The following is a 25,810-nucleotide window of genomic DNA, read 5'->3' on the forward strand; positions in this document are numbered from 1 at the left end:
ACCCCTAACTGCTAACTGCTTAAAAGGAGCTGTCGCGATGCGACGGCTCCTTTTTCCACCAATTCCAGGAGGGCCGCCCTTTGGGACGGCCCCTACGAGCCACGAACTACGAGCCACGAACCACGAAACAAGAGGTGATATCATGAAAACCTATACATCTGTCTGCCCTTATGACTGCCCCGATGCCTGCGGGCTTGTCGTTTCTGTCGACGACGGCCGCGTCGTGTCCGTCGCCGGCGATGGGGCCCATCCTTTTACGCGCGGGACGTTGTGCCCGAAGATGGCCCATTATGAACGGACCGTCCATTCGCCGCGCCGTCTGACGATGCCTTTGAAGCGGACCGGGCCCAAGGGAAGCGGCCAGTTTGCACCTATTTCCTGGGACCAAGCCCTGGCGGAGATTGCTGAAAGGTGGAAGGCGATTATTGCCGATTGTGGTGCCGAAGCCATCCTGCCTTATTCCTATGCCGGCACCATGGGCATTGTCCAGCATGATGTTCTGCACGGACTGTTTTACCGTCTGGGCGCTTCGGAACTGGACCGGACCATCTGCGCTCCGGCCAAAGGGCAGGGATTCAAGGATGTCATGGGCAGCACCATGCCGACGGCACCGCAGGAAGCTCAGGACAGCGACTGCATCTTCCTCTGGAGTCTCCACATGGTGGCGACGAATATCCATTTCCGCCACGATGTCGAAACGGCCCGGCGCAAAGGGGCCGTCGTCTGGTGTATTGATACGTACCGCCATAAGACGGCTGATTTAGCCGACCATTTCGTCGCCGTCCGCCCGGGGACCGATGGAGCCCTGGTCCTGGGCATGATGCATGTCCTCGACCGCGATGGACTGGCCGATGAAGCCTTTCTGGCGGCAAACGTCCTCGGCTGGGACGAACTGAAAGTTCAGGTCCTCCCCAAGTATACGCCGGAAGCCGTGCAGGCTATCACCGGCGTACCGGCTGCGACTGTCGTCGCCTTGGCCCAGGCCTACGGACAGGCCCGGGCGCCTTTCATCCGCCTCGGCAGCGGCCAGTCGCGCTATCGCAACGGCGCCATGACGACACGCCTCATCACCTGTCTGCCTGCCGTCGTCGGCGCCTGGGGCAAGAAAGGGGCCGGCCTGTTGACGTCGGCATCGGCGTCGAAAGCCTATGATAAAGAAATCGTCACCCATTCCGATTGGAAACAGCCAGGCAAGCGCATCGTCAACATGTGCTGCCTCGGCCAGGCCTTGACGGAAGATGATAGCATCCGCAGTCTCTTCGTCTATTCGTCGAACCCGGCCTGCACGGCGCCGGACCAGAACCAGGTCCTGAAAGGACTTTGCCGGGACGATTTATTCACCGTCGTCCATGAACGCTTCATGACCGATACGGCCCGCTATGCCGACCTCGTCCTGCCGGCGACGACGTCCCTGGAGCACGACGATGCTTATTATTCTTATGGCAACTATACGATTCAGTGCGGCTATGCGGCCATTCCGCCAGTCGGCCAGAGCCGCTCCAACTGGCGCATCGCCTGTGACCTGGCCCATGCCCTGGGAATCAAGGATGAGTTCTATAATCGCTCGGAAAGGGACCTCGTCGAAGCCCTGGCTGCATCGACGACGAAATGGCCCCTTCCGGTAGACCGGCAGCGGCTGCTCCAGGGATTGCCGACGCCGCTGCCCCTGCCGGACGATTATCAGACCCGCTTTGGAACGCCATCAGGGAAAATCGAAATCCGCAACGAAGCCCTGGCCCAGCCTTTGCCCGACTATATGCCTTTGGCTGAAGATGACGGCACCCTGGCTTTCGTCAACGGCCCGGATATGCGCATCCTCGATTCGTCCTTCAATGAACGGGACGAGCTGACGGCCGGCCACATCATGGACCTCTTCGTCCATCCCGATGATGCAGCCCGCTATGGACTGACAGAAGGGCAGACCGTGACCTTGGCCAATGAACGGGGCCAGGCCGATTTCACCGTCGTCATTTCCGACCGGACCGTACCAGGCCAGGTCGTCAGCGAAGGCGTCTGGTGGCGCGAATGGGTCAAAGGGCAGGGGGCTTCGGTCAACGTCCTCACGTCCCAGCGCCTGACCGATGAAGGTGCCGGCAGCACCTTCTACGACGTCCGGGTCTCCATCATCAAGTAGAGAGCACTGTTGCCACATCCGTAGAGGCGGGCTTGCCACGTGGGCGCCCGCCAGCAGCTGTGCGTTATTGGCTGTCTGGCGGATATGCCATCTGACAAGTAAAAATACTTGACAGATGGGTCGCTTTCCGTTATAATACCAAAGTACGCTGTTTGAAAGGCGGTGAAGCCATGCTTGAAGATGTAGTCCGCAAGGGACGGCTCCTCGATTTGTACGGGCCTTTGCTTACGGAAAAACAACGGCGCTGCATGGAAATGTATTTCGATATGGACTTGTCCCTTAGCGAAATCGGTGAAGAACTGCACATTTCCCGTCAAGGTGCCTATGACATGCTCAAGCGCGCGTCCCACTCGCTGGAAAATTACGAACAGCGCCTTCATCTGCTGGCCCGCTACGATGCGGTCCGGGATAAAATCGATGAAGTAGAGTGGCTTCTCGACCGGGAAGAACCGCAGACCCTTGAAAGAGCGAAACAGCTTTTGCATGAAATAGAGTTATAGAAGGAGGCCCCTTATGCCATTTGAAAGTCTGTCCGAACGATTCCAGGCGGCATTTAAAAAACTCCGCGGCAAAGGGAAGCTTTCTGAAGAGGATGTCAGCGAAGCGCTGAAAGAGATGCGCCGCGCCCTTCTGGAAGCGGACGTCAACTTTGCCGTCACCAAAGATTTCATCAAGAAAGTAAAAGAAAAGGCCGTCGGCGAAGAAGTTTTCGGCAGCCTCAACGCGTCGCAGACGGTCATCAAGATTGTCCGCGATGAACTGACGGAACTCCTCGGCGGGACACAGAGCCGGATCACCATCGCCCCCAAGCCACCGACCATCATCATGCTCGTCGGCCTCCAGGGCGCCGGCAAGACGACGACAGCTGCCAAACTGGCTAAGAAGCTGAAGTCCCAGGGCAAGAGCCCGCTCATGGTTGCAGCCGACGTCTACCGTCCGGCCGCTATCACGCAGTTGCAGGTCCTCGGCCAGGAACTGGACATGCCCGTCTACACTGAAGAGGGCAGCAAGGACCCTGTAGCCATCGCCCAACATGCGATACCCTATGCGACCAGCCATTTACGCGATGTCGTCATCATCGATACGGCCGGCCGTTTACATATTAATGAAACACTCATGGATGAACTCATCAATATCAAGAATGAAGTCCATCCCCATGAAATCCTGCTCGTCGTCGACGCCATGACCGGTCAGGATGCCGTTACGGCTGCATCGGCCTTCGATAAAGCTCTCGGCATCGACGGTATCATCATGACCAAGCTCGATGGCGATGCCCGCGGCGGTGCTGCCTTGTCCATCAAGGCCGTTACGGGCAAACCAATCAAGTTCATCGGCGTCAGCGAAAAGCTCGACGGTCTGGAAGAATTTCATCCGAACCGCTACGCGTCGCGTATCCTCGATTTAGGCGACGTCGAAACAATCATCGAAAAGGCCCAGGCAGCCTTCGATGAAGAGTCGATGGAAAACATGAAGAAGACCATGAAAAGTGGTACCTTTACCTTCGATGACTTCCTGTCCCAGCTCCATATGATCAAGAAGATGGGCAATATGGGCAGTCTCCTGAGCCTCATTCCGGGCATTGGGAAATACAAGAAAGAACTCGACAAAGTCGACATGGACGGCAAAGAATTTAAACGGATCGAAGCCATCATCACATCCATGACGGCCCAGGAACGGTCGAGTGCCAATCCGAAGATGCTCATCAAGGACAGCCGCAAGCGCCGCATCGCTAAAGGCAGCGGCACCCGCGTACAGGATGTCAACCGCCTCATCAAGCAGTTCGCAGAAATGCAGAAGATGATGAAGCAGGCCAAGAAAGCACAGAAGAATAAACGACGGGGTTTCATGCCGCGTCTGCCTTTTTAAATGGATTTCCCTTTTTTTGTGGAAATAAGATACTATATCAAGGAGGTGATTTTCAATGATTAAAATTCGTTTGGCTCGTTTAGGTGCTAAAAAGAAACCGATCTACCGTGTCGTCGTCGCTGATTCCCGCGATGCTCGTAACAACGGTCGCCCGGTCGCTACGTTGGGCATGTACGATCCGTCCAAAGACATGGACTCTCGTCTGACTGTCGATGCTGAAGCAGCTGTAGCATGGCTCGGCAAAGGCGCACAGCCTACAGATACGATCCGTTCTATCTTCAAAAAAGCTGGCATCATGGCTCAGTTTGAAGCATCCAAAAAGTAAGTGAGGCTGGATACTATGGAAGAATTGATTGCATGTATCGCCCGGTCCCTCGTCAAGAACCCGGATGCGGTTACAGTTACCAAGATTCAAAAAAAAGGCCTCGAAGTCTATCAGCTTCATGTCGCACCCGAAGATATGGGTAAAGTCATTGGCAAACAGGGTAAAATTGCGAAAGCATTGCGCCTTGTTGTCAAGGCTGCGGCAGTGAAGGCTAACAAGAAAGTATCAGTGGATATCGTATAGGAGGAACCATGGATCAGATTACATTGCGCGTTCCTGTCGCTGTCAAAGCAAAGGTGACGCAGGCCCTCAAGGATCGTATCCTCAAAGGTGCTGACCAGGCCCTGAGTGACATCGATCGGGAAATGCAGAACCTGGAATTCCAGGCTAAACGCATGATGACCGAACAGGCTAAAATCGATGCCCAGGGGTTGATTTCCTTGCGTGCTAAAGTAGAAGAACAGAAACAGCGTCTTGCTGCAGCAAAAGCAAAGGCACAGCACGACAGAGAAGAAGCTGAACAGTTGACAATCGGTTCCGAAATCAGACAAGGCACGCTCGAACAGACTGTCGTTGTCAAGGTCGGCGATGATTTAGAAAAATTGATGGGAACAGAAATCTTGCTTGAAGACGGCAAGATTGTTTCTATCCGCCAATAGAATACGATGGCTGAATTAGATCTTTTTACAATCGGTCAAATCGTTGCCCCGCACGGCGTGCGGGGTGATGTTCGTATTTATCCCGATACGGATTTTCCGAAACGATTCCTGAAAATGAAATACGGCTACATCAACGGCAAAAAATATGAAGTAGAATCTGCACGTCTTCATAAGCGGGTCGTCCTCATGAAATTTGTCGGCGTCGATGATCGCAACGCAGCGGAACTCTTGGTCAAGAAAGACCTGCAGGTCCCGCGCGAAGATTTAGTACCCCTGAAAAAAGGCCAGCACTATATCTACGACATCCTCGGCTCGGCCGTATATGACCTTCAGGGCCATGAACTGGGAAAACTTACAGACGTACTGCGCACGGGCAGCAACGACGTCTACGTCGTCACTGCCGATGACGGCAAGGAAACACTCCTGGCCGCCATTCCCGATGTCATCAAGTCCATTGATGAAGGCGAAAAGAAAATCGTCGTCGATCCGCCGGAGTGGGTGGACGAATGAGAATCGACATTATCTCACTCTTTCCGGAGTTCATCGAAGCTTTTTTTCAGCACAGCATCATCGGGCGGGCCCGGGCAGCCGGTCTGTTGGATCTGGATGTGACCAATCCACGTAATTTCACGTATGACCGCCATCACATGGTCGATGATACCATCTATGGCGGCGGCTGTGGGATGCTCATGAAAACAGCGCCCCTCTATGCCGCTGTCGAAGCCGTGCGGCGTCAAGTTCCGCGGCGGCGTATCATCTTCATGGGGCCCGCAGGGCAGACCTTTACGCAGGCCAAAGCACGCGAGCTGGCGACATACGACCAGCTTATTTTATTATGCGGCCATTACGAAGGCGTCGATTACCGCGTTGAGCAGGATTTGGCCGATGAAACTATTTCCGTCGGCGATTACGTCCTTACTGGCGGTGAACTGCCGGCTATGACCGTTACCGATGCCGTGGCCCGCATGATTCCCGGAGTCCTCGGCGCAGCTGCCGGGGCCGCTGACGATTCTTTCTATTCGTCGCTCCTGGAATATCCGCAGTACACTAAGCCTGCCGTCTTTCGCGGCATGGCCGTACCGGAAGTCCTGCGAAACGGCGATCACGCCAAAATCGATGCCTGGCGCCGGGAGGCGTCGCTAGCGCGGACCTTGGAATTACGGCCAGATCTTTTGCAGCACTGCGATTTGTCGCCAGCTGACCAAAAGATACTGGCAAAACTGAAAGGGGCGAAAAAAGGATGACTTCCCCTTTGTATGTAGGATTGGTTCATTATCCCATATATGATAAGAACTTTAACGTCATTGCCACGGCTATTACCAACTACGATTTGCACGACATTTCGCGGTCAGCCAAGACGTATGGCGTCAAGAAATATTTCATCATCCACCATATTCCGGGGCAGCTCGATATGGTGCATAAAATCATGGATTTTTGGGAAAGCCCGGTAGGCCGTAATTATAACGGCTACCGCACACAGGCTTCCGATATCGTCGACATCCGCCCGTCCATCGAAGCGGCTGTCGAAGCAGTCACCACCGCAGAAGGGAAGAAACCTTACGTCGTCACGACGGATGCGCGGACCTATGCCAATACCATTTCCTACAAGGATTTGCGGCACAAGCGGGAAGAAGACGATACGCCGATCCTCCTGCTCTTTGGCACGGGCTATGGCATGACCAAAGAAACGATGGAAAAATTTGATTTCATCCTGGAACCGATTTACGGCGCCGGGGAATATAATCACTTATCTGTCCGTTCGGCAGCAGCTATCATCTTAGATCGCCTGGCCGGCGAAGATTGGTGGAAATAAAGGGAGGCATTTGAATGTCTGGACATTCTAAATGGGCGAATATTAAACGTAAAAAAGGGAAAAACGACGCAATCCGTGGCAAGATCACGACCAAAATCGGCCGTGAAATCACGATTGCTGTCCGCATGGGCGGCCCGGACCCGGTCGGCAACATGCGTCTGAAACTGGCCCTTCAGAAAGCTAAGGAAAACAATATCCCGAAAGATAACATCAAACGGGCTATCCAGAAAGGTGCTGGCGCTACGGAAGGCCAGAACTATGAAGAAATCGTATACGAAGGCTATGGCCCGGCAGGCGTTGCCGTTACGGTCAACGTCCTCACGGATAACCGCAACCGCGCAGCCGCTGCTGTCCGTCACGAATTTTCCAAATCCGGCGGCAACCTCGGTGCTACGGGCTGTGTCAGCTGGATGTTCCACAACACGGGCATTTTCGTCGTCAACCGCGACCAGGCTGATGAAGACCAGATCATGGAAGTCGCTCTCGACGCCGGTGCCGATGACGTAAAAGTCTCCGATGAAGACTACGAAATCATCACGACGCCGGAAGCTTTCGATGCTGTCGAAAAAGCCCTGGCTGACAACAACATCGAAACGGAACACGCATCGATCACCATGGTTCCGGAAAACACGATTAAACTCACCGGTGAAGACGCTGAAAAAATGGAACGCTTCGTAGACGCTCTCGACGAACTCGACGACGTCCAGGACGTATACCACAACGCAGAACTTCCGGAAGAGGAAGAATAAAGAAAAAAGGGCTGCCGCCTGCACGGCAGCCCTTTTTTCGTGGTTCGTTTGGCGTTTGCCGTTTGACGTGATGGTTTAAACTTTGTAGGGGCCTCCATAGCCGGAGGCCCGCGTGAATCCTGTGGATAGCCTTACTCTGTATTTGCGTGGATTTTCGACAAACGATGAACGACCTACGACGAACGATTTTTTTCAAATGTTGTAATAACAACAGATTCCTCTTCATCTCCATGGTATACTACGTTCAGAAGTTGAGAGAAAGCTCACTCAGAGATAAGATAAAAGTTGTCCATATACTTTAGGAGGTAGTTACTATGTTGAAATCCGTTCTGAATAAATTTGCTGCTAATGAAAAAGTTACGTCTGACATGATCATGGGCGATATCCTGCGTATGCATCCAGAAGTCGTCGATACCCTCATCGGTCAGGGCATGCACTGCCTGGGCTGCCCGTCTTCCCAGCAGGAAAGCCTGGCAAACGCCTGCTTCGTCCATGGCCTCGACCCGGAAATTGTTACCAAAGCCGTCAACGTTGCCATTGAAGCAAACAAACAGTAAGAGACGATAAGAGGAGGAAACGACAATGAGCGCATTTTTAGGACCTATCCATTTTTGGCTTTACAATAAAATCCAGTTCCAGGAAAGCCTGATCGACGAACTCGTCCGCGTTGCCACAGCGCAGGGCTGGTCCGATGAAGACTTGGCTGATAAATACTGCAGCAAAGACCGCCGCAAACTCGATGAAGTCATCGATGAAGCGAACATCCACGGCTGGCTCCAGTCTCGCATCCACGACGCCGAAGGCCGCTATGCCGCTTTCGTCCTCGCCATTGCCGGCAATGATGATGCCCGCCTGGAAGCACTAAAAAAAGCCGCTTACGACTTCGGTGCCAGCCAGAACCTGAGCGCTGCTACGGCACCGGAAGCTTTCCACCGCCTGGACGACCTGCTCCTCGACGGTATGCCCTGTGACCAGGTCAACCGCGTCCGCGAAAGCGATGACAACCGTATCGCCTGGGACCGCACCATGGACCTGCACAGCGAATTCTGGCAGGGCCACGGCGACTGCTACTATGCCCTGCGCCAAGCCTTAGTCGACGGCCTGCTGGCTGCCACGGGTTACGCCTTCACCAGCCCGGCTGAAGGCCAGTATGAAATCGTAAAGAAATCTGCCTAAACGAAAGAGAGGGACCCTTATGTATTGCACGGAAGTCATGGTCAAACAACATGCCAATATTTCACGGATGCTGAAAGTCATCAAAGAATCGTGTTGCGCCATCTTGGAAGGCGCCGAAATCGACCAGCAGGAATTTGCGGAAATCCTCGATTTCATCCGCCGTTATGCCGATGGCCATCATCATCGCCGGGAAGAACTCGTCCTCTTTCCGGAAATGGTCGACCACCTGGAAGAAGTGGCGTCGATCATCATCAAGCACGGCATGCTCGTCGAACACGACCTCATCCGTGCCCACGTCCGGGCCCTCGACGAAGCATTGAAACTCTATGTCCAGGAACCGAAGACCGAATACAAACTCCAGATCCTGACCGAAGCCATGGCCTATGCCAACCGCTTGCAGCAGCACGTAGAAAAAGAAAACAACGTCGTCTACCCCTTAGCCGACCGCGGCCTGTCGGACGACATCAAAGCTAAAATCGACCAGACCGTCAAAGACATGGAAGCGGAAGAAGGCCCGGACTTCGCCAAAGGCTACATGGACCTCCTGGACCGCCTGGAAAAGAAATACAAAATCGCGTAGGGCGTCCTGTGGGGCGCCCGCCGGTCGCAGTTTGCAGGTCGCCGGCCGCTTCGGACGCAGATGCGGCGTTCCGCCGCGACAGACGCATGATTGTATTACGACCGAGTGTCATTCGTCATAAATTCCGGCTATACCCACGATTCACAGCGGGACGCCCTTTGGGCGTCCCCTACGGTATCGCATACAGGCGATGGAAATGAATGCAGCCCACAAAAAAAATACGGCCATCGGCCTGGTGCGTAGGGGCCGACCTGGTAAGACGGCCCACCTGAAACGATGGTGTACACGCTATTCATGACGGGTGATGTGTGAAAAAAAGCCCCATATCCCAGAATGGTCATACCCACGATTCACAGCGGGACGCCTTGATCAGGACGTCCCCTACGATATCGCATGCAGGCGATGGAAATGAATGTAGCCCACAAAAAAAATACGGCCATCGGCCTGGTGCGTAGGGGCCGACCTGGTAAGGCGGCCCGCCTGAAACGATGGTGTACACGCTATTCATGACGAGTGATGTGTGAAAAAAGCCCCATATCCCAGAATGGTCATACCCACGATTCACAGCGGGACGCCTTGATCAGGACGTCCCCTACGGTATCGCATACAGGCGATGGAAATGAATGCAGCCCACAAAAAAATACGGCCATCGGCCTGGTGCGTAGGGGCCGACCTGGTAAGGCGGCCCGCCTGAAACGATGGTGTACACGCTATTCATGACAGGTGATGCGTGAAAAAAGCCGCATATCCCAGAAGGGTCATACCCACGATTCACAGCGGGACGCCCTTTGGGCGTCCCCTACGATACAGTCCGCTGGAAGATGGCGGTGACGGTGGTTCCTTTATGGAGAGTGCTGTCCAATCCCAGTTTAGCGTTATTGGCTTTGGCGATATATTTAGCGATGGACAGGCCCAGGCCGGATCCGCCGGTGTCTTTGGTGCGGGATGAATCGACGCGATAGAAGCGTTCAAAAACCCGTTCCAGGTCTTTTTTCGGGATGCCGATGCCCGTATCACTGATGATGTAGCGGACGGTCTGGTCATCTGCCTGGCACGATAAGGTGACTGTACCGCCGGCTGGCGTATATTTCAGGGCATTGTCGATGAAGATGCGCAGCATCTGTTTGACACTGCCTGGTTCGGCTGTGATGAGGGCCTGGTCATTCTGGCTGAGCCGGATATGGTGTTCCTTATCGATGAGGCTGATTTCGCTGTATACTTCCTGCAAAAGGTCAGCCGTATTGATATCGGTAAAATGCTTGATCAGCGTGCCGTTATTGGAACGGGCGAAAAAAAGCAGGCGTTCGATGAGCTGTTTCATATAGTCTGTTTCCGATTTGATGGCTGCCAGGCTTTCGTTGAGGACTGCCGGGTCCTCTTTGCCCCAGCGGCACAGGAGATCAGCATACCCGGCAATGACCGTAATCGGCGTCCGCAATTCATGAGAGGCGTCGCTGATGAACTGCTGCTGCTGCTTATAGCCGTATTCGATGCGGTCCAGGGCCTGGTTGATGCTGACGGCTAGTTCGTGGAGCTCGTTCTTGTCATCGGACAAGGCGATACGGTTGTCCAGGCGATTGACTTCGATGGTCTTGACCGTATCGTTGATGACCTGCAAGGGCGCCAGGGATTTCTTCATGAGGTACATGCCCGTGAAGATGGTCAGAATCAGGCTGATGAGGACCGAGGCCAGGAGCTGTTTCGATAAGAGCGATACAAAGCCCGTTTCTTTGTCAGGCCGCTGGGAAAAGCGCAGATAATAATTTTTTCCATCTTTGCTGGTCCAGATTCGGTAATATGAGAATTCAGACGATTCGTTGCCTTGGACTGCCGCCGGCAGCGGATTTTTCTGCGGGTTGCTGATGGCGTCGTCGATATAGCGGTCGCTCATCTTGCGGACGGCATGGGTCGGTCCGTTGTCGACGATGAGATGGCCTGCTCCGTCGTAAATCTGTAAATTCATCGACGGCGGTACATTGGCGCGGACGAAAATGGTCGTATCGACTTTTCCATAGTCATCCAGATAGTGGACCGCTGCTGCGGCGCGGGATTTCAGTTCGTCGCGCAGGGAGTCGTTCATGATATAGTGGACGCTGGTAATGGTTACGACGGATACGGTGAGGAGAATGAAAAAGACGATGGATGAATAGAGCAGGACCATTTTGGCAAAAATGGGCAGGGGAGCGATGAGCAGATGCTGTGTCAGCCAATGATTAATCTTCTGCCACATAACCGACTCCACGGACCGTACGGATATAGGTGCGCCCATTCGGTCCCAGCTTGCTGCGCAGGTAACGGATATAGACGTCGACGATATTCGTATCGCCGATGTAATCATAGCCCCAAACTTCTTCGACAATGCGCGACCGTGAGAGGACGATATTCTTGTTCCGGACTAAATAAGCGAGGAGCTCAAATTCTTTTTTCGTCAGTTTTATTTTCTTCGTGCCCTTCATGACTTCATGACGGTCGAGAAATAAGGTGAGGTCATTCAGCTGGAGAAAATTTCCCCGGTCCGCTAACTGATGGCGTTCCCGCAGGAGTACGCGGATCCGGGCAAAGAGTTCCTTGCTGTTGAAGGGTTTGGTCAGATAGTCATTGGCGCCGATGTCCAGGCTGACGACCTTCGTTTCGATGTCGTCTTTGGCCGACAGCATCATGATCGGGATATTCGATAATTCCCGAGTTCGCTTGCAGATGGTCAGGCCATCGACGTCGGGCAGCATGATGTCCAGCAGGATGAGGTCGAAGTGCTCCTGACCGATGCGGTCCAGGGCAGCGGCTCCGTTGTATTCGATGCTGCAGATGTAGCCTTCATGTTCCAATTCCATTTGCAGGAAACGGGCGATTTGTTTTTCGTCTTCGACGATTAAGATGTGTGTATTTTCGTTCATGTAACAACCTCCCATGAGAAGAATTTGCACACGCTAAGCCATATACATACCATTATAACGTATAACTCCTCTTTTTTGTACTGGTCAGTCCGTTATTGTTACAAAAATATCACGAAAATTTAATCTATTTTTAATCTTTAGGGATTTACTTTTTGCCAGAACCTGCTATTATAGTATATGTAGAACAGATCATCTACGAGACGTTGAAGAGGTAAGTTGTTCATATACCCCTCGAACACCCCTATCTTATTTTCTTCAACTGCTGAGATATTGTCTTCCCCCGATGATATCTTGCAAAAAGAGAAAGCCGGCTCCCCTCGCCGGCTTTTTTCTGTTTCTGTATCAAATGATTCTCGTGAAACTTGAAAAAATTTTTTTAATAATCTGAAAAACCTAGGAAATACCTATATCTTTACTCATTCGGTATTCATTGACAAGTCTGTCTATTCGTGTAATAATGAGGAAGAACGAAGGGGGATTCCCCCGAAGGCTTGATGTTTGGAGGTGAAAACCATGCATGTTATTTCCGACGAATGCGTAAAATGCGGCGCTTGCGCTAGCACTTGCCCGACCGGTGCCATCGAAGAAGGCGAAACGAAATACGTTGTAACTGATTCCTGCATCGACTGCGGTGCTTGCGAATCCGCTTGTCCTACAGGCGCTATTTCCGCTGAATAATTGCTTCGGCAAAAGGTTGTCGCATAAGGCTTCGGCTATTATGCGGCAGCCTTTTTTTTGTTGAACTTTCCCCGCTTCTGTGATAGGATAAAAGCACTGTAAGATACATAATAGGAGGAATTTGCTTTGTATGTGTTAGGCATTGCCCTGGCCGTGACCGTTGTCGATCAGCTCACCAAGCTGGCGGTACAACAGGACATGGTCCTTCATGAATCCATTCCGGTCATTCCGGGATTTTTTCATATTACTTATATTTTGAATCGCGGTGCTGCTTTTGGAATCCTGGAAAATCAGCAGTGGTTCTTTTTAGTCATAGCCCTGGTCTTATTCCTGCTGTATGGCCTGTTCCGCAAGCAGCTGCCGGCGAACCCCTGGGTCTATGGCGGATCCGGCCTGCTTTTAGGCGGTGCCCTGGGAAATGCGCTGGATCGGACGTTCCGCGGGGCCGTCACAGATTTCTTCGATTTTCGTATCTGGCCCGTCTTCAATGTCGCTGATATCGGCATTGTTGTCGGCGTCGTTCTTTTGTTATGGTATAGTTGGACCCATATTTCAGATAAATGAGGATGAAGACATGGAAGAAAAGAATTTAATTGTCACAGAACAGGAACAGGGCAAGCGCCTGGATGTCTATCTGACATCGGCCCTGGATATTTCACGCAGTTATGCCCAGCAGCTCATTCAGCGCCAGGGAGTCACAGTCAATGGAAAGGACGCCAAAGCCAACCGCCGTCTCAACGAAGGCGACCAGGTAAAGGCTGTCATCGAAGTGCAGGAGGAATACAAAGTCGTCCCTCAGGATATCCCCTTGGATATCGTCTATGAAGATAAAGACATCATCGTCATCAATAAGGCCCGCGGCATGGTCGTCCATCCGGCAGCCGGCAATCCCGATGGGACTTTGGTCAATGCCCTGCTCTATCACTGCCAGGGGGAATTGTCAGGCATCAACGGCGTCATTCGTCCGGGCATCGTCCATCGCCTGGACAAAGATACGTCAGGCGTCATGGTCGCTGCCAAGACCGATGAAGCTCATAAAGGGCTGGCAGAACAGATCAAGGCCCATTCGGCACACCGCACGTACTGGGCTTTGGTCCACGGCAATATTTCGGAAGAACGGGGTATCGTCGATGCTCCGATTGGCCGCCACCCTAAGGACCGGATCAAGATGGCTGTTACCTTTAAAGGCGGCCGCGAAGCCGTGACCCACTTCAAAGTATTGAAACGCTACGGCGATTATACCTGGGTCGAATGTAAACTGGAAACGGGCCGGACTCATCAGATCCGCGTCCACATGGCTTATATCCATCATCCCGTCGTCAATGATCCCTTATATGGCTACAAGAAGGATGATTTCCCCATCGAAGGCCAGGCCCTTCATTCGCACTGCCTCGACCTGATCCATCCCATTACGGGGAAAGCCATGCATTTTGAAGCGCCGGCACCGGCTGATTTCCTGGCCTGCCTCAAACGGGCGGAAGAGAAAGACTGACAGGTGGTGAGTCATATGTGGAAAGAAAAGACACTGCTCATGGACGAAAAAGCAATCGGCCGGGCTATCCGCCGCATTGCCCATGAAATCATCGAACGCAATAAAGGATTGGACAAGACGGTCCTCGTCGGCATCCATACGCGCGGCGTTCCCCTGGCCCAGCGGCTGGGACGGGAACTGGCAGCCATCGAAGGCCGGCATGTCCCCGTCTATGATCTCGATATTTCGGCCTATCGCGATGACGACCGCAAGAGTCCCATTGCCGTCAGCGACGCCGGGAAATTCGATGCCGATGGCAAGACCGTTGTTTTAGTCGATGACGTCTTATTCACGGGGCGGACTGTCCGGTCGGCCCTTAACGCTATCATGGAATTGGGGCGGCCCCAGTTCATCGAACTGGCGGTCCTCGTCGACCGGGGCCATCGGGAACTGCCGATCCGCGCCGATTATGTCGGCAAGAATGTGCCAACATCGCGCAAAGAAGACGTGTCGGTACAATTAAAGGAAACGGATTCCTGCGACCGCGTTGTCCTGCGGGAAGAGAATTGATTTTCCCCTTGTTTCTTGCTATACTTAAGTGAACATCGCACGAAGTTTTCGACCATCTTATCTGGTTATCCTTGGTTAAATGTTTGGGGTTCGATGTTTGACGTTTGAGGCGATGGGAGAAAATTTAAACCCATCTACATCAAACATCAAACTTTCAACTTCAAACTTAAAAAGGGACTGTCGCACGTGCGACAGCCCCTTTTGACTATATCTGGAAAGAAGGGGTTATCATGAAAAAAATTGTCAATGACGTCAACAATGTCGAAGAGGAAATGATCCAGGGCCTGGTCAAATCGGCACCGAAGAAATTGCGCAAGCTCGACTATGGGACCATCGTCGTCCGGGCCGATAAGAAGGAAGGCAAAGTCGCCCTGGTCAGCGGCGGCGGCAGCGGTCATGAACCGGCTCATGCCGGCTATGTCGGCACGGGGATGCTCGACTGCGCCGTAGCCGGTACGGTATTCACGTCACCGACACCGGACCAGGTCCTGGAAGGCATCAAAGCTGTGGCTACGGATAAAGGTGTCCTCTGCGTCGTCAAGAATTATACCGGCGACGTCATGAATTTTGAAATGGCTATCGAAATGGCAGCTGATGAAGATATCAAGGCCGACTATGTCGTCGTCAATGATGACGTAGCCGTCCGGGACAGCTTGTATACGACAGGCCGCCGCGGTGTAGCCGGTACGATCTTCGTCCATAAGATCGCCGGGGCCAAAGCGGAACAAGGGGCCGAACTGCCGGAAGTCAAAGCCGTCGCTGAAAAGGTCATCGCCAATGTCCGCTCCATGGGGATGGCCATTGAACCTTGCACGGTCCCGGCTGCTGGAAAACCGGGCTTTGAACTGGCTGATGATGAAATGGAAATCGGCATCGGCATCCACGGTGAACCGGGGACACATCGTGAAAAACTCCGTCCGGCCAATGAAATCGCCAAGATGCTCGTAGACCAGATCTTAGCTGACCTCGATTACAAGGGCCATGAAGTCGTCGTCCTCATCAACGGCATGGGCGGCACACCGCTCATGGAACTGTACATCGTCAACAATTTCGTACAGGATTATCTCAAGGAACAAGGCATTGCCGTATACGATACGATGGTCGGCAACTACATGACGTCCATCGAAATGGCCGGCTTCTCGATCACTCTCCTGCGCCTGGATGACGAACTGAAAGGGCTCTATGACGAACCGGCTGATACGCTGGCCTGGAAAAAATAAGAGGGGATGAGTTCATTGGATACGAAGCAGATGGCAGCCATTATCGAAGGGATGGCTAAGAAAATCGAAGCAGAAAAAGATTATTTGACCCAGCTCGACAACGAAATCGGTGACGGCGACCACGGCATCAATCTGGCCCGCGGCTTTGAAGCTGTCGAAAAGAAATTACCGTCTCTGGCGGGCGGTGATATAGGCGCCCTGCTCAAAGGCGTCGGCATGCAGCTCGTGTCGACTGTCGGCGGCGCATCGGGACCGCTCTACGGGACGGCCTTCATGAAAGCCGGCATGGCCTGCAAGGGCCTGACCGAGCTGGATGGCCCGGCTTTCGTCAAAGCTATGGAAGCGGCTGTCGACGGCATCAAGATGCGCGGCAAGGCGACGGAAGGCGAAAAGACCATGCTCGATGCACTGTGCCCGGCGCTGAAGGTCATGCAGGATGAAGTGGCTGCCGGCAAATCATTGAAAGAAGCCTTGCAGGACGCAGCAGCGGCTGCAGAAAAAGGTGTAGAATACACGAAGACCATTATCGCGACCAAAGGGCGTGCCAGCTATTTGGGTGAACGCAGCTTGGGCCATCAGGATCCGGGCGCTACGTCGTCTCTCTACTTGCTGCAGGTCCTGGCGGAGATGGCTTGATTTTTAGGAGTGAAAGAAAAGATGGTAGGAATCGTATTGATTTCCCACAGCCAGAAAGCGGCTGAAGGGGCCGTTGAACTGGCCCGCATGATGGCGCCTGATGCGCCTCTTGCGGCTGCCGGCGGATTGGAAGACGGCAGTTTGGGAACGAGCTTTGAAAAGATTATGGCGGCTGTGGAAGCCGTCGACCAGGGTGATGGCGTCGCCTGCATCATGGATATGGGCAGCGCCGTCATGACGGCGGAAATGGTCGTCGAAAGCCTGGAGGACCGGAAAATCCAGCTGCTGGACTGCCCCTTTGTCGAAGGCGCTGTCATCGCAGCCATTGAAGCTGCCGGCGGGACGCCTTTGGCTGCCATGCAGGACAAAGTAGAAGCCAGCCGGGACAGGAAGCTGTAAATCACGATGATAAAACGATTCTTGAAGCGCCTGCTTTTGTTCCTGGTCTGCCTGGCCATTGTTTTAGGCGGCATCGGGGCTTACATTGGCAACATGGCTTATGAAGAATTTTATGATGCGCCCTGGGACCAGCTCCTGGGTATCGAGAACCACAGCCGCGACGTGTCTACGGTCCGGCAGTGGGAAAAGGAACGGGGCTGGGAACCGGTCCGGGTCAACGGCCAGGACGGGACGATACTTCGCGGGACATATATTGAGAACCGCCATGATTCCCATAAGACGGTCATCCTCATCCACGGCTTGTACCAGAACCGCTCCATGTGCCTGCCGTATATGGAAGTGTATCGCCGCCTGGGCTATAATATCCTGCTCATCGACCTGCGGGGCCACGGGGAAAGTGAAGGCGCCCACACGGAATGGGGCATCCGCGAAATCGATGACCTGGCCATGTGGTGCCAGTGGCTGCGCAACCGCGATGAACAGATGACCATCGGCCTGCACGGTGTTTCCCTCGGTGCAGCCATGGCCCTGTTGTATGCTGGCAGTGAATACGGCAAGGACCTGTCCTTCGTCGTAGCCGACAGCTCTTATGGCAACATCATTTCCCTGGGACGGGAGAAGTTATGGCAGGCTTCCGGGGACAAACGGGCTATCTGGAGCTATGACCTCCTGGATCCCTTCTTCCAGGCGGCTATGTTCTACCATACGCATAAGACCGTATCTTCCCTGGAACCGGCTCAGGCTGTGAAGCGGATGAAGATGCCTGTCCTCTTCCTTCACGGCAGTGAGGATGCCCTGGTACCGGTCAAGACGGCCAAGAGCCTCTACGATAATTGTACGAGCCCGAAAAAGGAACTTTATATTTTTGCCGACTCGCCTCATGCCGTCGGTATCGAGACAGACCGCAGAGAATACCTGCGCGTCGTCAGCCATTTCTTAGAAAAGGATGTCCACAATGACTAGGAAGGCGTCGGACTATGCATTTCCGATACTTGACTATTTCTCGTCATCCTGCTATTATTAGTACAGTAAATGACCGCCATCTACTATATATAGTAGATGGCGGTCATGCGTTTGCTATGTGCAGTGGAGGAGGAAGATTATGAACGAACAAGAATGGCTCGGTGCAGATAATCAGCTCGGCCTCGATATTTGGAAGAATAAATATTGCGATAACAGTGAAACTTTTGAACACTGGATCAGCCGCATCAGCGGTGGCGACGAAGAAGTCGCCGCTTTGATCAAAGCCAAGAAATTTCTCTTTGGCGGCCGTATCCTGGCCAACAGAGGGCTGGAATATGAAGGCAAGAAGATTACCTTGTCCAACTGCTACGTCATGACGCCGCCAGAAGACAGCATCGAAAGCATCTTCGACCGGGCCGGGAAATTAGCCCGGACTTACAGCTATGGTGGCGGCTGCGGCATCGATATTTCCCGCCTCAGCCCGAAGGGGGCGCGTATCAACAATGCGGCCAAGGAAACGAGCGGCTCCATTTCCTTCATGACCCTCTATTCCCTGGTTACGGAACTGATTGGCCAGAATGGCCGCCGCGGGGCCTTGATGATTTCCATTGACTGCGCCCATCCGGATGTGCTGGATTTCATCAAACTCAAGACGGACCTCAATAAGGTAACGAAAGCCAATATTTCTATCCGCCTGAGCGACGAATTTATGGAAGCTGTCAAGGAACACAAACAGTTCCGCCTCCACTTCAAGCGCCAGGAAACGGGCCAGGTCATCGAAAGCCTGGTCAATGCGGCTGACGTCTTCCGCCTGGTTGCGGAAACGAACTGGGACTATGCCGAACCGGGTGCTCTTTTCTGGGACCGCATCAAGTCCTGGAACCTCCTGGCTCATACGCCGGAATTTTCCTTCGCCGGTGTCAATCCCTGTGCAGAAGAACCCTTGCCGGCCGGCGGCTCCTGCCTGTTGGGCAGCATGAACCTGGCCAATTTCGTCAATAACCCCTTTTCGCCCAATGCGACCTTTGATTTCGACGAGTTCAAGCGCTGCGTCCGCGTCGCCGTGCGGGCTTTGAATGACGTCCTCGAAGAAGGCCTGCCCCTGCATCCCTTGGAAGAACAGCGGGAAAGCGTCAAAGCCTGGCGCCAGATCGGCCTGGGCATCATGGGCCTCGGCGACATGCTCATCCAGATGGGCCTGACCTACGGCAGCACCGATGCCGTCGCCTTCTGCCACGATATTGGCTTTGCCATGGCCGATACAGCTATTGCCGCTTCGGCGGAACTGGCTCACCAGCGCGGCGCCTTCGATAAATGCCATATTGATGAAATCATGAGTACACCTTATTTCAAAGCCAATACGACCGAGGCTACGGCCGCTTTGGTCAAGGCCTATGGCATGCGTAATTCCCAGCTCCTGACCATCGCCCCGACCGGGACTTTGTCGACGATGCTCGGCATTTCCGGCGGTATCGAACCGATTTATGCGAACTTCTATGAACGCAAGACGGAATCGCTTCACGGGACGGATGTATATTACAAAGTCTATACGCCTATTGTCGAACGGTATATGAAGAAACACCATATCAAAGACGACAGCCAGCTGCCGGAATACTTCGTCACGGCGTTGACCCTGGATTACCATGAACGCGTCGAAATGCAGGCCGCCTGGCAGCAGCACATCGATGCGTCCATCAGCTCGACGGTCAACGTGCCCAACAGCTTTACTGTCGAAGACACGGAAGCCCTGTACCTCCTGGCCTATGAAAAGGGCTGCAAGGGCCTGACGTTATTCCGCGACGGTTGCAAGCGGGCCGGCATCTTGACGACGCACGAAGAAGAAAAGCCCGTGCCGACGGCTGGTGAAGGCTTGAACCGCGGTGACATCGTCAGCATCGACGACAATGTCATCGGCAAGAAACGGAAACTCATTACGGGATGCGGCAGCCTGCACTGCATGGCCTTTTTCGATCCGGAAACGGGGGCCCTCCTGGAAACGTATCTCAGCAAAGGGTCGACAGGGGGCTGCAATAACTTCATGATCGGCTTGTCGCGCATGATTTCCATCAGTGCCCGCGCCGGCATCGACCTCTATACCATCGTCGATCAGCTCAATTCGACAGGTAACTGCCCGTCCTATTCAGTACGTCGGGCGACGCGCGGCGATACAAGCCGCGGTTCGTGCTGCCCCATGGCAGTCGGTAATGCCCTCCTGGACATGTTTGACGAAGTCCAGGAAGAACTGCATCAGACGGCGTCTGTCGCCAGCGGCCATACACCGGTCAAAAAGACACCGGTCCGGCCGAAAGCCGAAAAGAAAGTCACCGCTGAAAGCATGCTCTGCCCGCAGTGCGGAGAACCCTTAGTCTTTGAAGGCGGCTGCAACACCTGCAAAAACTGCGGCTGGAGCAAATGCAACTAAGCGGCATGGCTCAGCGGCCCTTTCCCGTTCCTTACAGGCTATGCCGCCCTCTGCTACGTTGTCGTCAGTCGACATAGCCCCGCTATGCCTCCTTCCTCCGCCTTGCATATGACGGCATATCCTGCAATGAACTATGGGAAAAGCCGCTGAGTCATCCCGCTTGATGACGCTAAGACTTGATGAGAGGGAGTTGTGACTGGCGCCAGCGTCACTCCCTTACCATCTTTTTACTAAAATTGTATTGACAGGCTGGGCGTTTGTGTTTATAATAGACGTAATTTTACAGAAGGCGATGAAGGAGAAGCAAATTATGGGTCCTTTCAGAGAGCTGCCGGGTGGTGCGAGGCAGCAGGGCTGTAAGGCGTTCCGCTCTGGAGCTGCAAATGATGAATTTGACGGGTACGCCCGATATAGCGGTACAAGTTGGCCGAAAGGCAAGTTGGGTGGCAACGCGGGAATATCGACTCTCGTCCCTTTGATGGGACGGGAGTTTTTTTATTGGTATGGCAGAAGACTTCCCCTGCGGTCTTCTCATAGTAAGAGGTGGAAATATGAAGAGAGTGTACAATTTCAATGCAGGCCCATCGGCAATGCCTTTGGAAGTCCTCAAGGAAGTGCAGGACGAATTTCTCGATTTCAATCATACGGGGATGAGCATCGTCGAAATCAGTCATCGCAGTGCTGCCTATCAGGAAATGCAGGACGACACGGTGGCGACGCTGAAGAAGCTCCTAACTGTTCCTGACGATTACCATATCGTCTTCATCCAGGGCGGCGGCAGTATGCAGTTCGTCATGCACGCGGCCAATTTCCTCAAGAAACGCGGCGGTTATTTGAATACCGGGGTATGGTCCAACAAGGCCATGGAAGCGGCTTCCTTCTTCGGGGAAACCTATGAAGTCGCTTCGAGTAAAGCCGATCACTTTACGTACATCCCCAAGGCAGACAGCTTCGTCGTCAAGCCCGATACGGACTATATTTACATGACATCGAACAATACCATCCATGGGACGGAATGGCATGATTTTCCGTCTTTCGACGTTCCTTTGTTCTGTGATATGTCCAGCGATTTCCTCAGCCGCCCGGTAGATGTGAAGAATTTCGATTTCATCTATGCCGGCGTCCAGAAGAACGTCGGTCCGGCCGGCGTCGTCGTCGCCATCATCAAGGACGACCTGCTGAATAAGGTCTGCCGCGATTTGCCTCTCATGCTGCAGTATAAGACCTATGTCGACCACGATTCGACATACAATACGCCGCCGGTGTTCAATATTTATTTCGTCAATAAAGTAGCTCACTGGCTCGACGACCACGGCGGATTGCAGGCCATGTATGAACGCAATCAGAAGAAAGCCGCTATCGTCTACGGCGTCATTGACGACAGCCACGGCTTCTACCGCGGCCATGCCCGCCAGGATTCGCGCAGCCTGATGAATGTCACCTTCAACTTGCCGACGAAGGAACTGGAGGCACAGTTCGTCGCCGAAGCAGCCGAACACGACCTCATCGGTGTCAAAGGCCATCGGTCCATCGGCGGCTGCCGGGCGTCCATTTACAATGCCGTCACCGAAGAAGGCTGCCAGGCCTTGGCCGATTTTATGAAACAATTCCAGAAGAAACATTAATGTGTCAGTAATAGGGGGAGAAAGAACATGAAGATTTTAGTCAGCGATGACGTATCGATGAAAGGCGTAGAACTCTTACGCGAAAACGGTTATGAAGTAGATGTCAAGAAGAACCTCGATGAACAGGGCCTGATCGACTGCATCGGCGAATACGACGGCCTCATCACCCGTTCCATGACCCACGTTACGGAAAAAGTCATCGAAGCGGCTACGAAATTGAAAGTCGTCGGCCGTGCCGGTGTCGGCGTCGACAGCATCGACTTGAAGAGCGCAACGTCCCGGGGCATTGTCGTCGTCAATACGCCGACCTCCAATACGCTGGCTGCCACAGAACACACCTGTGCCATGATCATGGCCATCACCCGCCACATCCCGCAGGCCCACAATTCGCTCATGGCCGGCAACTGGGACCGCAAGACTTTTACAGGCATCCAGCTCCAGAACAAGACTATCGGCATCATCGGCGTCGGCCGTATCGGTTCGCGCATTGCCAAACGCATGCAGGCTATGGAAATGAAGACCATCGGTTATGACCCGTACATCCCGGAAGAACGGTTCAAACAGCTCGGCGTCGAACAAGTCGACTTGGATACCCTCCTCAAACGGTCGGACTACATCACCATGCATACGCCGCTGACCAAGGAAACGCGGGGCCTCATCGGCAAGGAAGAAATCGCCAAGATGAAAGACGGCGTTCGGGTCATCAACGTTTCTCGCGGAGCTGTCCTCGATATTTATGCCTTGGCGGAAGCCCTCAAGAGCGGCCATGTCGCCGGCGCTGCTATCGACGTCTTCCCGACGGAACCGCTGACCAAGGACATCAACCCCTTCCTGGGCATGGACAACGTGGTCATTACGCCGCACCTCGGCGCATCGACAGTAGAAGCTCAGATCGGCGTTTCCATCGATGTCGCTGAAGGCGTCATGGAAGCCCTCAAGGGCGAACCGGTTGCGACGGCTGTCAACATGGCCCCGGTACCGCCCAATGTCTACAACGTCATCCATCCTTATTTCGACCTCATGGAACGCATGGGCAACTTAGCCGTTTACCTGGCCGATGCGCCGATGAAGGAAATCGAAGTCGAATATACGGGCGAACTGGCCGATACGGAAACGCGTCTGCTGACGACGGCTGTCCTCAAAGGGGCCCTCAACCCGATCCTCCAGGAATCGGTCAACTACGTCAACGCAGCTGAAGTCGCCAAGACGCGCCACATTGCCATTAAAGAAATCAACAGCCAGTCCAATGGCTATTTTGTCAATTCCGTCACCGTCCGGGTCCGCACCAATAAAGGGGAACACGCCATCGTCGGCGTCTTGTTCAACGGCACGGAAGCCAAGATTGTCCAGATCGACGAATACCGCGTCGACTTCACGCCGGAAGGCTACCTGCTCCTGGTACCGCATGTCGACCAGCCGAATATGATCGGCCAGATTTCGACCATCCTCGGCCAGGCTCACATCAACATCATGGGCATGCAGGTCGGCCGGATGACCAAATCGGGCAACAACATCATGGCTATCGCCGTCCAGGACGATATCCCCAATGATATCATGGTCAAACTCCGCTCGATCAACGGCATCCTCGACATGAAGCTCATTCACTGCGATATTCACTAACAGGGGGAACACTATGGTACGCATCATACTCATTCGCCACGGCGAAACACAATGGAATATTGAAGGCCGCTACCAGGGCCAGGAAGATACGCACCTCAGTGAACGGGGCCTCAAGCAAGGCCATATGGTCGCTGAAGGACTGAAAGACACGCCCATCGACGTGGCCATTTCCAGTCCTCTCGAACGGTCGTACATGACCTGCTCCTTCTGCGCGGACCTCCACGGTCTGCCGGTCCTCAAAGACGACAGGCTCCTGGAAATCAACCACGGCGACTGGGAAGGGAAACTGGCCGATGAAATCGAAGCCAAGTATCCTGAAGCCTTCCACCGCTGGCATACACAGCCTCATACGGTGACCATGCCCGGTCAGGGCGGCGAATCGCTGGAAGACGTCCGCGTCCGCGCCCGTGCCGCCTTTGATGATTACGTCCGGAAATACGACGGCAAGACGGTCCTCGTCGCCGCTCATGATGCCGTCAACAAGGCCATCATCTGCGATATCCTGGGTCTGGATATGAGCCATTTCTGGCAGATCAAGCAGGATAATACGTGCATCAACGTCCTGGAATGTCAGGATGGCGTATGGCGCCTGGTCCTGCTCAATTCTACGAATCATATGGGGTATTTGTTCAGCGGTATTGAACAAAAAGGCTTATAAGGCTATAATACGAGGGGTATAAAAGCATATTTACTGAGGAAGGAAGAAATTATCATGTTAGATACGAAATTCATCCGCGAACATGCGGAAGAAGTCAAAGAAAATATTAAGAACCGCCATGCCAAAGCCGATGTCGACGCTTTCGTCGCCTTGGACAATCAGCGCCGTGAAATTCTTCAGAAAGTCGAAGCCATGAAGAACGAACGCAATACGGTCACCAAGGAAATCAGCCAGCTCAAACGCAATAAAGAAAACGCTGACGCCCAGATTGCAGCTATGAAGAAACTCGGCGATGACATCGACGTCCTCGACAAGGAAGTCAAGAAAGTCGAAGCTGACATGCGCGCTATCCAGCTCATGATCCCCAATATGTGCCACCCCTCGGTCCCCGTCGGCAACGACGACAGCGATAACCCGGAAGTCCGCAAATGGGGCGAACCGACGAAATTCGATTTCCAGCCTCTCAATCACTGGGATGTCGGTGAAAAACTGGGCATCCTCGATTCCGAACGGGCTGCTAAAGTAACGGGGGCCCGCTTCTATTATTACATCGGTGCCGGTGCCCGCCTGGAACGCGCCGTCTACAACTTCATGCTCGACCAGCACACGGAAAAAGACGGCTATACCGAAGTCATCCCGCCGTATATCGTCAACCGCGACTCCATGACCGGCACGGGCCAGCTGCCGAAATTCTATGAAGACATGTACAAACTCAACGTCGAAGGCGAAGAAATGTACATGATCCCGACGGCAGAAGTCCCACTGACCAACTACTACCGCGGTGAAATCATTGACGGTGCCAAACTGCCGGTTTACTTCACGGCCATGACGCCGTGCTTCCGCGCTGAAGCCGGTTCGGCCGGCCGCGATACGCGGGGCCTCATCCGCCAGCATCAGTTCCATAAAGTCGAAATGGTCAAGTACGTCGCTCCGGAAACGAGCTATGACGAACTCGATAAACTGACCAACAACGCCGAAGACATCCTCAAGGCCCTGGGCCTGCCGTACCACGTCGTCTGCCTGTGCACCGGCGATATCGGTTTCTCTGCAGCCAAGACCTTCGACGTCGAAGTCTGGTTCCCGGCTCAGGGTAAATACCGCGAAATCTCGTCGTGCTCCAATACGGAAGATTTCCAGGCACGTCGGGCTAACATCCGCTTCCGCCGCACGCCGAAATCGAAACCGGAATTTGTCCACACCCTGAACGGCTCCGGTCTGGCTGTCGGCCGTACCGTCGCCGCTATCCTGGAAAACTACCAGCAGGCCGACGGCTCCGTCATCGTACCGGAAGTCCTCCGCCCGTACATGCATTGCGACGTAATTACGAAGCAGTAGGGGGCTGTCGCGCAAAG

28 protein-coding genes are annotated in these 25,810 nt (G+C 53.7%); 26 read left to right on the forward strand and 2 right to left on the reverse strand.

Annotated elements, in window-relative coordinates; all coding sequences use genetic code 11:
- The first annotated feature begins 142 nt into the window (after nt 1–142).
- From NOS26_RS05980 to NOS26_RS06040, 13 genes are all read left to right on the forward strand, one after another.
- Complete coding sequence (locus NOS26_RS05980; protein WP_255917403.1) at nt 143–2,134, forward strand: molybdopterin-dependent oxidoreductase; 1,992 nt, start codon at nt 143–145, stop codon at nt 2,132–2,134.
- Nucleotides 2,135–2,304: 170 nt separating this feature from the next.
- A complete protein-coding gene (gene ylxM, locus NOS26_RS05985) occupies nt 2,305–2,634 on the forward strand; it encodes a YlxM family DNA-binding protein (RefSeq protein WP_255917404.1) in 330 nt (109 codons plus the stop codon).
- 13 nt (nt 2,635–2,647) lie between these two features.
- Complete coding sequence (gene ffh, locus NOS26_RS05990; RefSeq protein ID WP_014015996.1) at nt 2,648–4,000, forward strand: signal recognition particle protein; 1,353 nt, start codon at nt 2,648–2,650, stop codon at nt 3,998–4,000.
- A 55-nt stretch (nt 4,001–4,055) separates the two neighbouring features.
- Nucleotides 4,056–4,325: a 30S ribosomal protein S16 gene (rpsP, locus tag NOS26_RS05995; RefSeq protein WP_014015997.1), complete on the forward strand. Its 270-nt coding sequence runs from the start codon at nt 4,056–4,058 to the stop codon at nt 4,323–4,325.
- A gap of 15 nt (nt 4,326–4,340) precedes the next feature.
- Nucleotides 4,341–4,568 (forward strand): KH domain-containing protein, encoded by a 228-nt coding sequence (locus NOS26_RS06000; protein WP_014015998.1) that lies wholly within the window; start codon nt 4,341–4,343, stop codon nt 4,566–4,568.
- An 8-nt stretch (nt 4,569–4,576) separates the two neighbouring features.
- Nucleotides 4,577–4,984 (forward strand): YlqD family protein, encoded by a 408-nt coding sequence (locus NOS26_RS06005; RefSeq protein WP_014015999.1) that lies wholly within the window; start codon nt 4,577–4,579, stop codon nt 4,982–4,984.
- 6 nt (nt 4,985–4,990) lie between these two features.
- A complete protein-coding gene (rimM, locus tag NOS26_RS06010) occupies nt 4,991–5,494 on the forward strand; it encodes a ribosome maturation factor RimM (RefSeq protein ID WP_014016000.1) in 504 nt (167 codons plus the stop codon).
- Nucleotides 5,491–6,228 (forward strand): tRNA (guanosine(37)-N1)-methyltransferase TrmD, encoded by a 738-nt coding sequence (gene trmD, locus NOS26_RS06015; protein ID WP_022497506.1) that lies wholly within the window; start codon nt 5,491–5,493, stop codon nt 6,226–6,228. Before rimM ends, trmD begins: the two co-directional genes overlap by 4 nt.
- The gene (locus tag NOS26_RS06020) at nt 6,225–6,797 is read left to right on the forward strand and encodes an RNA methyltransferase (RefSeq protein ID WP_255917405.1); all 573 of its coding nucleotides are present in this window, start codon (nt 6,225–6,227) and stop codon (nt 6,795–6,797) included. The genes trmD and NOS26_RS06020 overlap by 4 nt, the downstream gene beginning before the upstream one ends.
- A gap of 14 nt (nt 6,798–6,811) precedes the next feature.
- Nucleotides 6,812–7,546: a YebC/PmpR family DNA-binding transcriptional regulator gene (locus NOS26_RS06025; RefSeq protein ID WP_014016003.1), complete on the forward strand. Its 735-nt coding sequence runs from the start codon at nt 6,812–6,814 to the stop codon at nt 7,544–7,546.
- Nucleotides 7,547–7,860: 314 nt separating this feature from the next.
- Entirely contained in the window at nt 7,861–8,103 is a 243-nt protein-coding gene (locus tag NOS26_RS06030) for a DUF1858 domain-containing protein (protein WP_014016004.1), read from the forward strand.
- A 25-nt stretch (nt 8,104–8,128) separates the two neighbouring features.
- Nucleotides 8,129–8,722 carry a hypothetical protein gene (locus NOS26_RS06035; RefSeq protein WP_255917406.1) on the forward strand — a complete coding sequence of 198 codons (594 nt, stop codon included), beginning with the start codon at nt 8,129–8,131 and terminating at the stop codon, nt 8,720–8,722.
- Between the two features lie 19 nt (nt 8,723–8,741).
- The gene (locus tag NOS26_RS06040) at nt 8,742–9,302 is read left to right on the forward strand and encodes a hemerythrin domain-containing protein (protein WP_255917407.1); all 561 of its coding nucleotides are present in this window, start codon (nt 8,742–8,744) and stop codon (nt 9,300–9,302) included.
- Nucleotides 9,303–10,101: 799 nt separating this feature from the next.
- On the opposite strand, the gene NOS26_RS06045 is transcribed toward NOS26_RS06040, so the two are convergent.
- On the reverse strand, nt 10,102–11,532 hold the full coding sequence (locus NOS26_RS06045; protein ID WP_014015848.1) for an ATP-binding protein: 1,431 nt from the start codon (nt 11,530–11,532) through the stop codon (nt 10,102–10,104).
- Nucleotides 11,516–12,196 carry a response regulator transcription factor gene (locus tag NOS26_RS06050; RefSeq protein ID WP_014015849.1) on the reverse strand — a complete coding sequence of 227 codons (681 nt, stop codon included), beginning with the start codon at nt 12,194–12,196 and terminating at the stop codon, nt 11,516–11,518. The genes NOS26_RS06045 and NOS26_RS06050 overlap by 17 nt, the downstream gene beginning before the upstream one ends.
- 513 nt (nt 12,197–12,709) lie before the next feature.
- Between NOS26_RS06050 and NOS26_RS06055 the strand changes: the two genes are divergently transcribed.
- From NOS26_RS06055 to serS, 13 genes are all read left to right on the forward strand, one after another.
- Nucleotides 12,710–12,874, forward strand: coding sequence for a DUF362 domain-containing protein (locus NOS26_RS06055; protein ID WP_014015850.1), 165 nt, complete (start codon nt 12,710–12,712; stop codon nt 12,872–12,874).
- 126 nt (nt 12,875–13,000) lie between these two features.
- Nucleotides 13,001–13,438: a signal peptidase II gene (gene lspA / locus NOS26_RS06060; RefSeq protein ID WP_014015851.1), complete on the forward strand. Its 438-nt coding sequence runs from the start codon at nt 13,001–13,003 to the stop codon at nt 13,436–13,438.
- A gap of 10 nt (nt 13,439–13,448) precedes the next feature.
- Nucleotides 13,449–14,366 carry an RluA family pseudouridine synthase gene (locus NOS26_RS06065; RefSeq protein WP_036203412.1) on the forward strand — a complete coding sequence of 306 codons (918 nt, stop codon included), beginning with the start codon at nt 13,449–13,451 and terminating at the stop codon, nt 14,364–14,366.
- Nucleotides 14,367–14,381: 15 nt separating this feature from the next.
- Nucleotides 14,382–14,915 (forward strand): bifunctional pyr operon transcriptional regulator/uracil phosphoribosyltransferase PyrR, encoded by a 534-nt coding sequence (pyrR, locus tag NOS26_RS06070; protein WP_014015853.1) that lies wholly within the window; start codon nt 14,382–14,384, stop codon nt 14,913–14,915.
- A 230-nt stretch (nt 14,916–15,145) separates the two neighbouring features.
- Nucleotides 15,146–16,135 carry a dihydroxyacetone kinase subunit DhaK gene (gene dhaK / locus NOS26_RS06075; protein WP_014015854.1) on the forward strand — a complete coding sequence of 330 codons (990 nt, stop codon included), beginning with the start codon at nt 15,146–15,148 and terminating at the stop codon, nt 16,133–16,135.
- A gap of 6 nt (nt 16,136–16,141) precedes the next feature.
- The gene (dhaL, locus tag NOS26_RS06080) at nt 16,142–16,771 is read left to right on the forward strand and encodes a dihydroxyacetone kinase subunit DhaL (protein ID WP_173364612.1); all 630 of its coding nucleotides are present in this window, start codon (nt 16,142–16,144) and stop codon (nt 16,769–16,771) included.
- Nucleotides 16,772–16,792: 21 nt separating this feature from the next.
- Nucleotides 16,793–17,170, forward strand: coding sequence for a dihydroxyacetone kinase phosphoryl donor subunit DhaM (gene dhaM, locus NOS26_RS06085; RefSeq protein ID WP_014015856.1), 378 nt, complete (start codon nt 16,793–16,795; stop codon nt 17,168–17,170).
- A 6-nt stretch (nt 17,171–17,176) separates the two neighbouring features.
- A complete protein-coding gene (locus tag NOS26_RS06090; protein WP_014015857.1) occupies nt 17,177–18,133 on the forward strand; it encodes an alpha/beta hydrolase in 957 nt (318 codons plus the stop codon).
- Nucleotides 18,134–18,272: 139 nt separating this feature from the next.
- The gene (locus tag NOS26_RS06095) at nt 18,273–20,555 is read left to right on the forward strand and encodes an adenosylcobalamin-dependent ribonucleoside-diphosphate reductase (protein ID WP_074786814.1); all 2,283 of its coding nucleotides are present in this window, start codon (nt 18,273–18,275) and stop codon (nt 20,553–20,555) included.
- 551 nt (nt 20,556–21,106) lie between these two features.
- Nucleotides 21,107–22,180: a 3-phosphoserine/phosphohydroxythreonine transaminase gene (gene serC / locus NOS26_RS06100; RefSeq protein WP_014015859.1), complete on the forward strand. Its 1,074-nt coding sequence runs from the start codon at nt 21,107–21,109 to the stop codon at nt 22,178–22,180.
- Between the two features lie 27 nt (nt 22,181–22,207).
- Entirely contained in the window at nt 22,208–23,800 is a 1,593-nt protein-coding gene (serA, locus tag NOS26_RS06105; RefSeq protein ID WP_014015860.1) for a phosphoglycerate dehydrogenase, read from the forward strand.
- Nucleotides 23,801–23,813: 13 nt separating this feature from the next.
- Nucleotides 23,814–24,458 carry a histidine phosphatase family protein gene (locus tag NOS26_RS06110; protein WP_014015861.1) on the forward strand — a complete coding sequence of 215 codons (645 nt, stop codon included), beginning with the start codon at nt 23,814–23,816 and terminating at the stop codon, nt 24,456–24,458.
- 54 nt (nt 24,459–24,512) lie between these two features.
- Entirely contained in the window at nt 24,513–25,793 is a 1,281-nt protein-coding gene (serS, locus tag NOS26_RS06115) for a serine--tRNA ligase (protein WP_014015862.1), read from the forward strand.
- The last annotated feature ends 17 nt before the right edge of the window (nt 25,794–25,810 follow it).

The sequence above is a fragment of the Megasphaera sp. SC8-1 genome, from assembly GCF_024436295.1.
GTDB classification, from domain to species: Bacteria; Bacillota; Negativicutes; order Veillonellales; family Megasphaeraceae; genus Megasphaera; species Megasphaera elsdenii.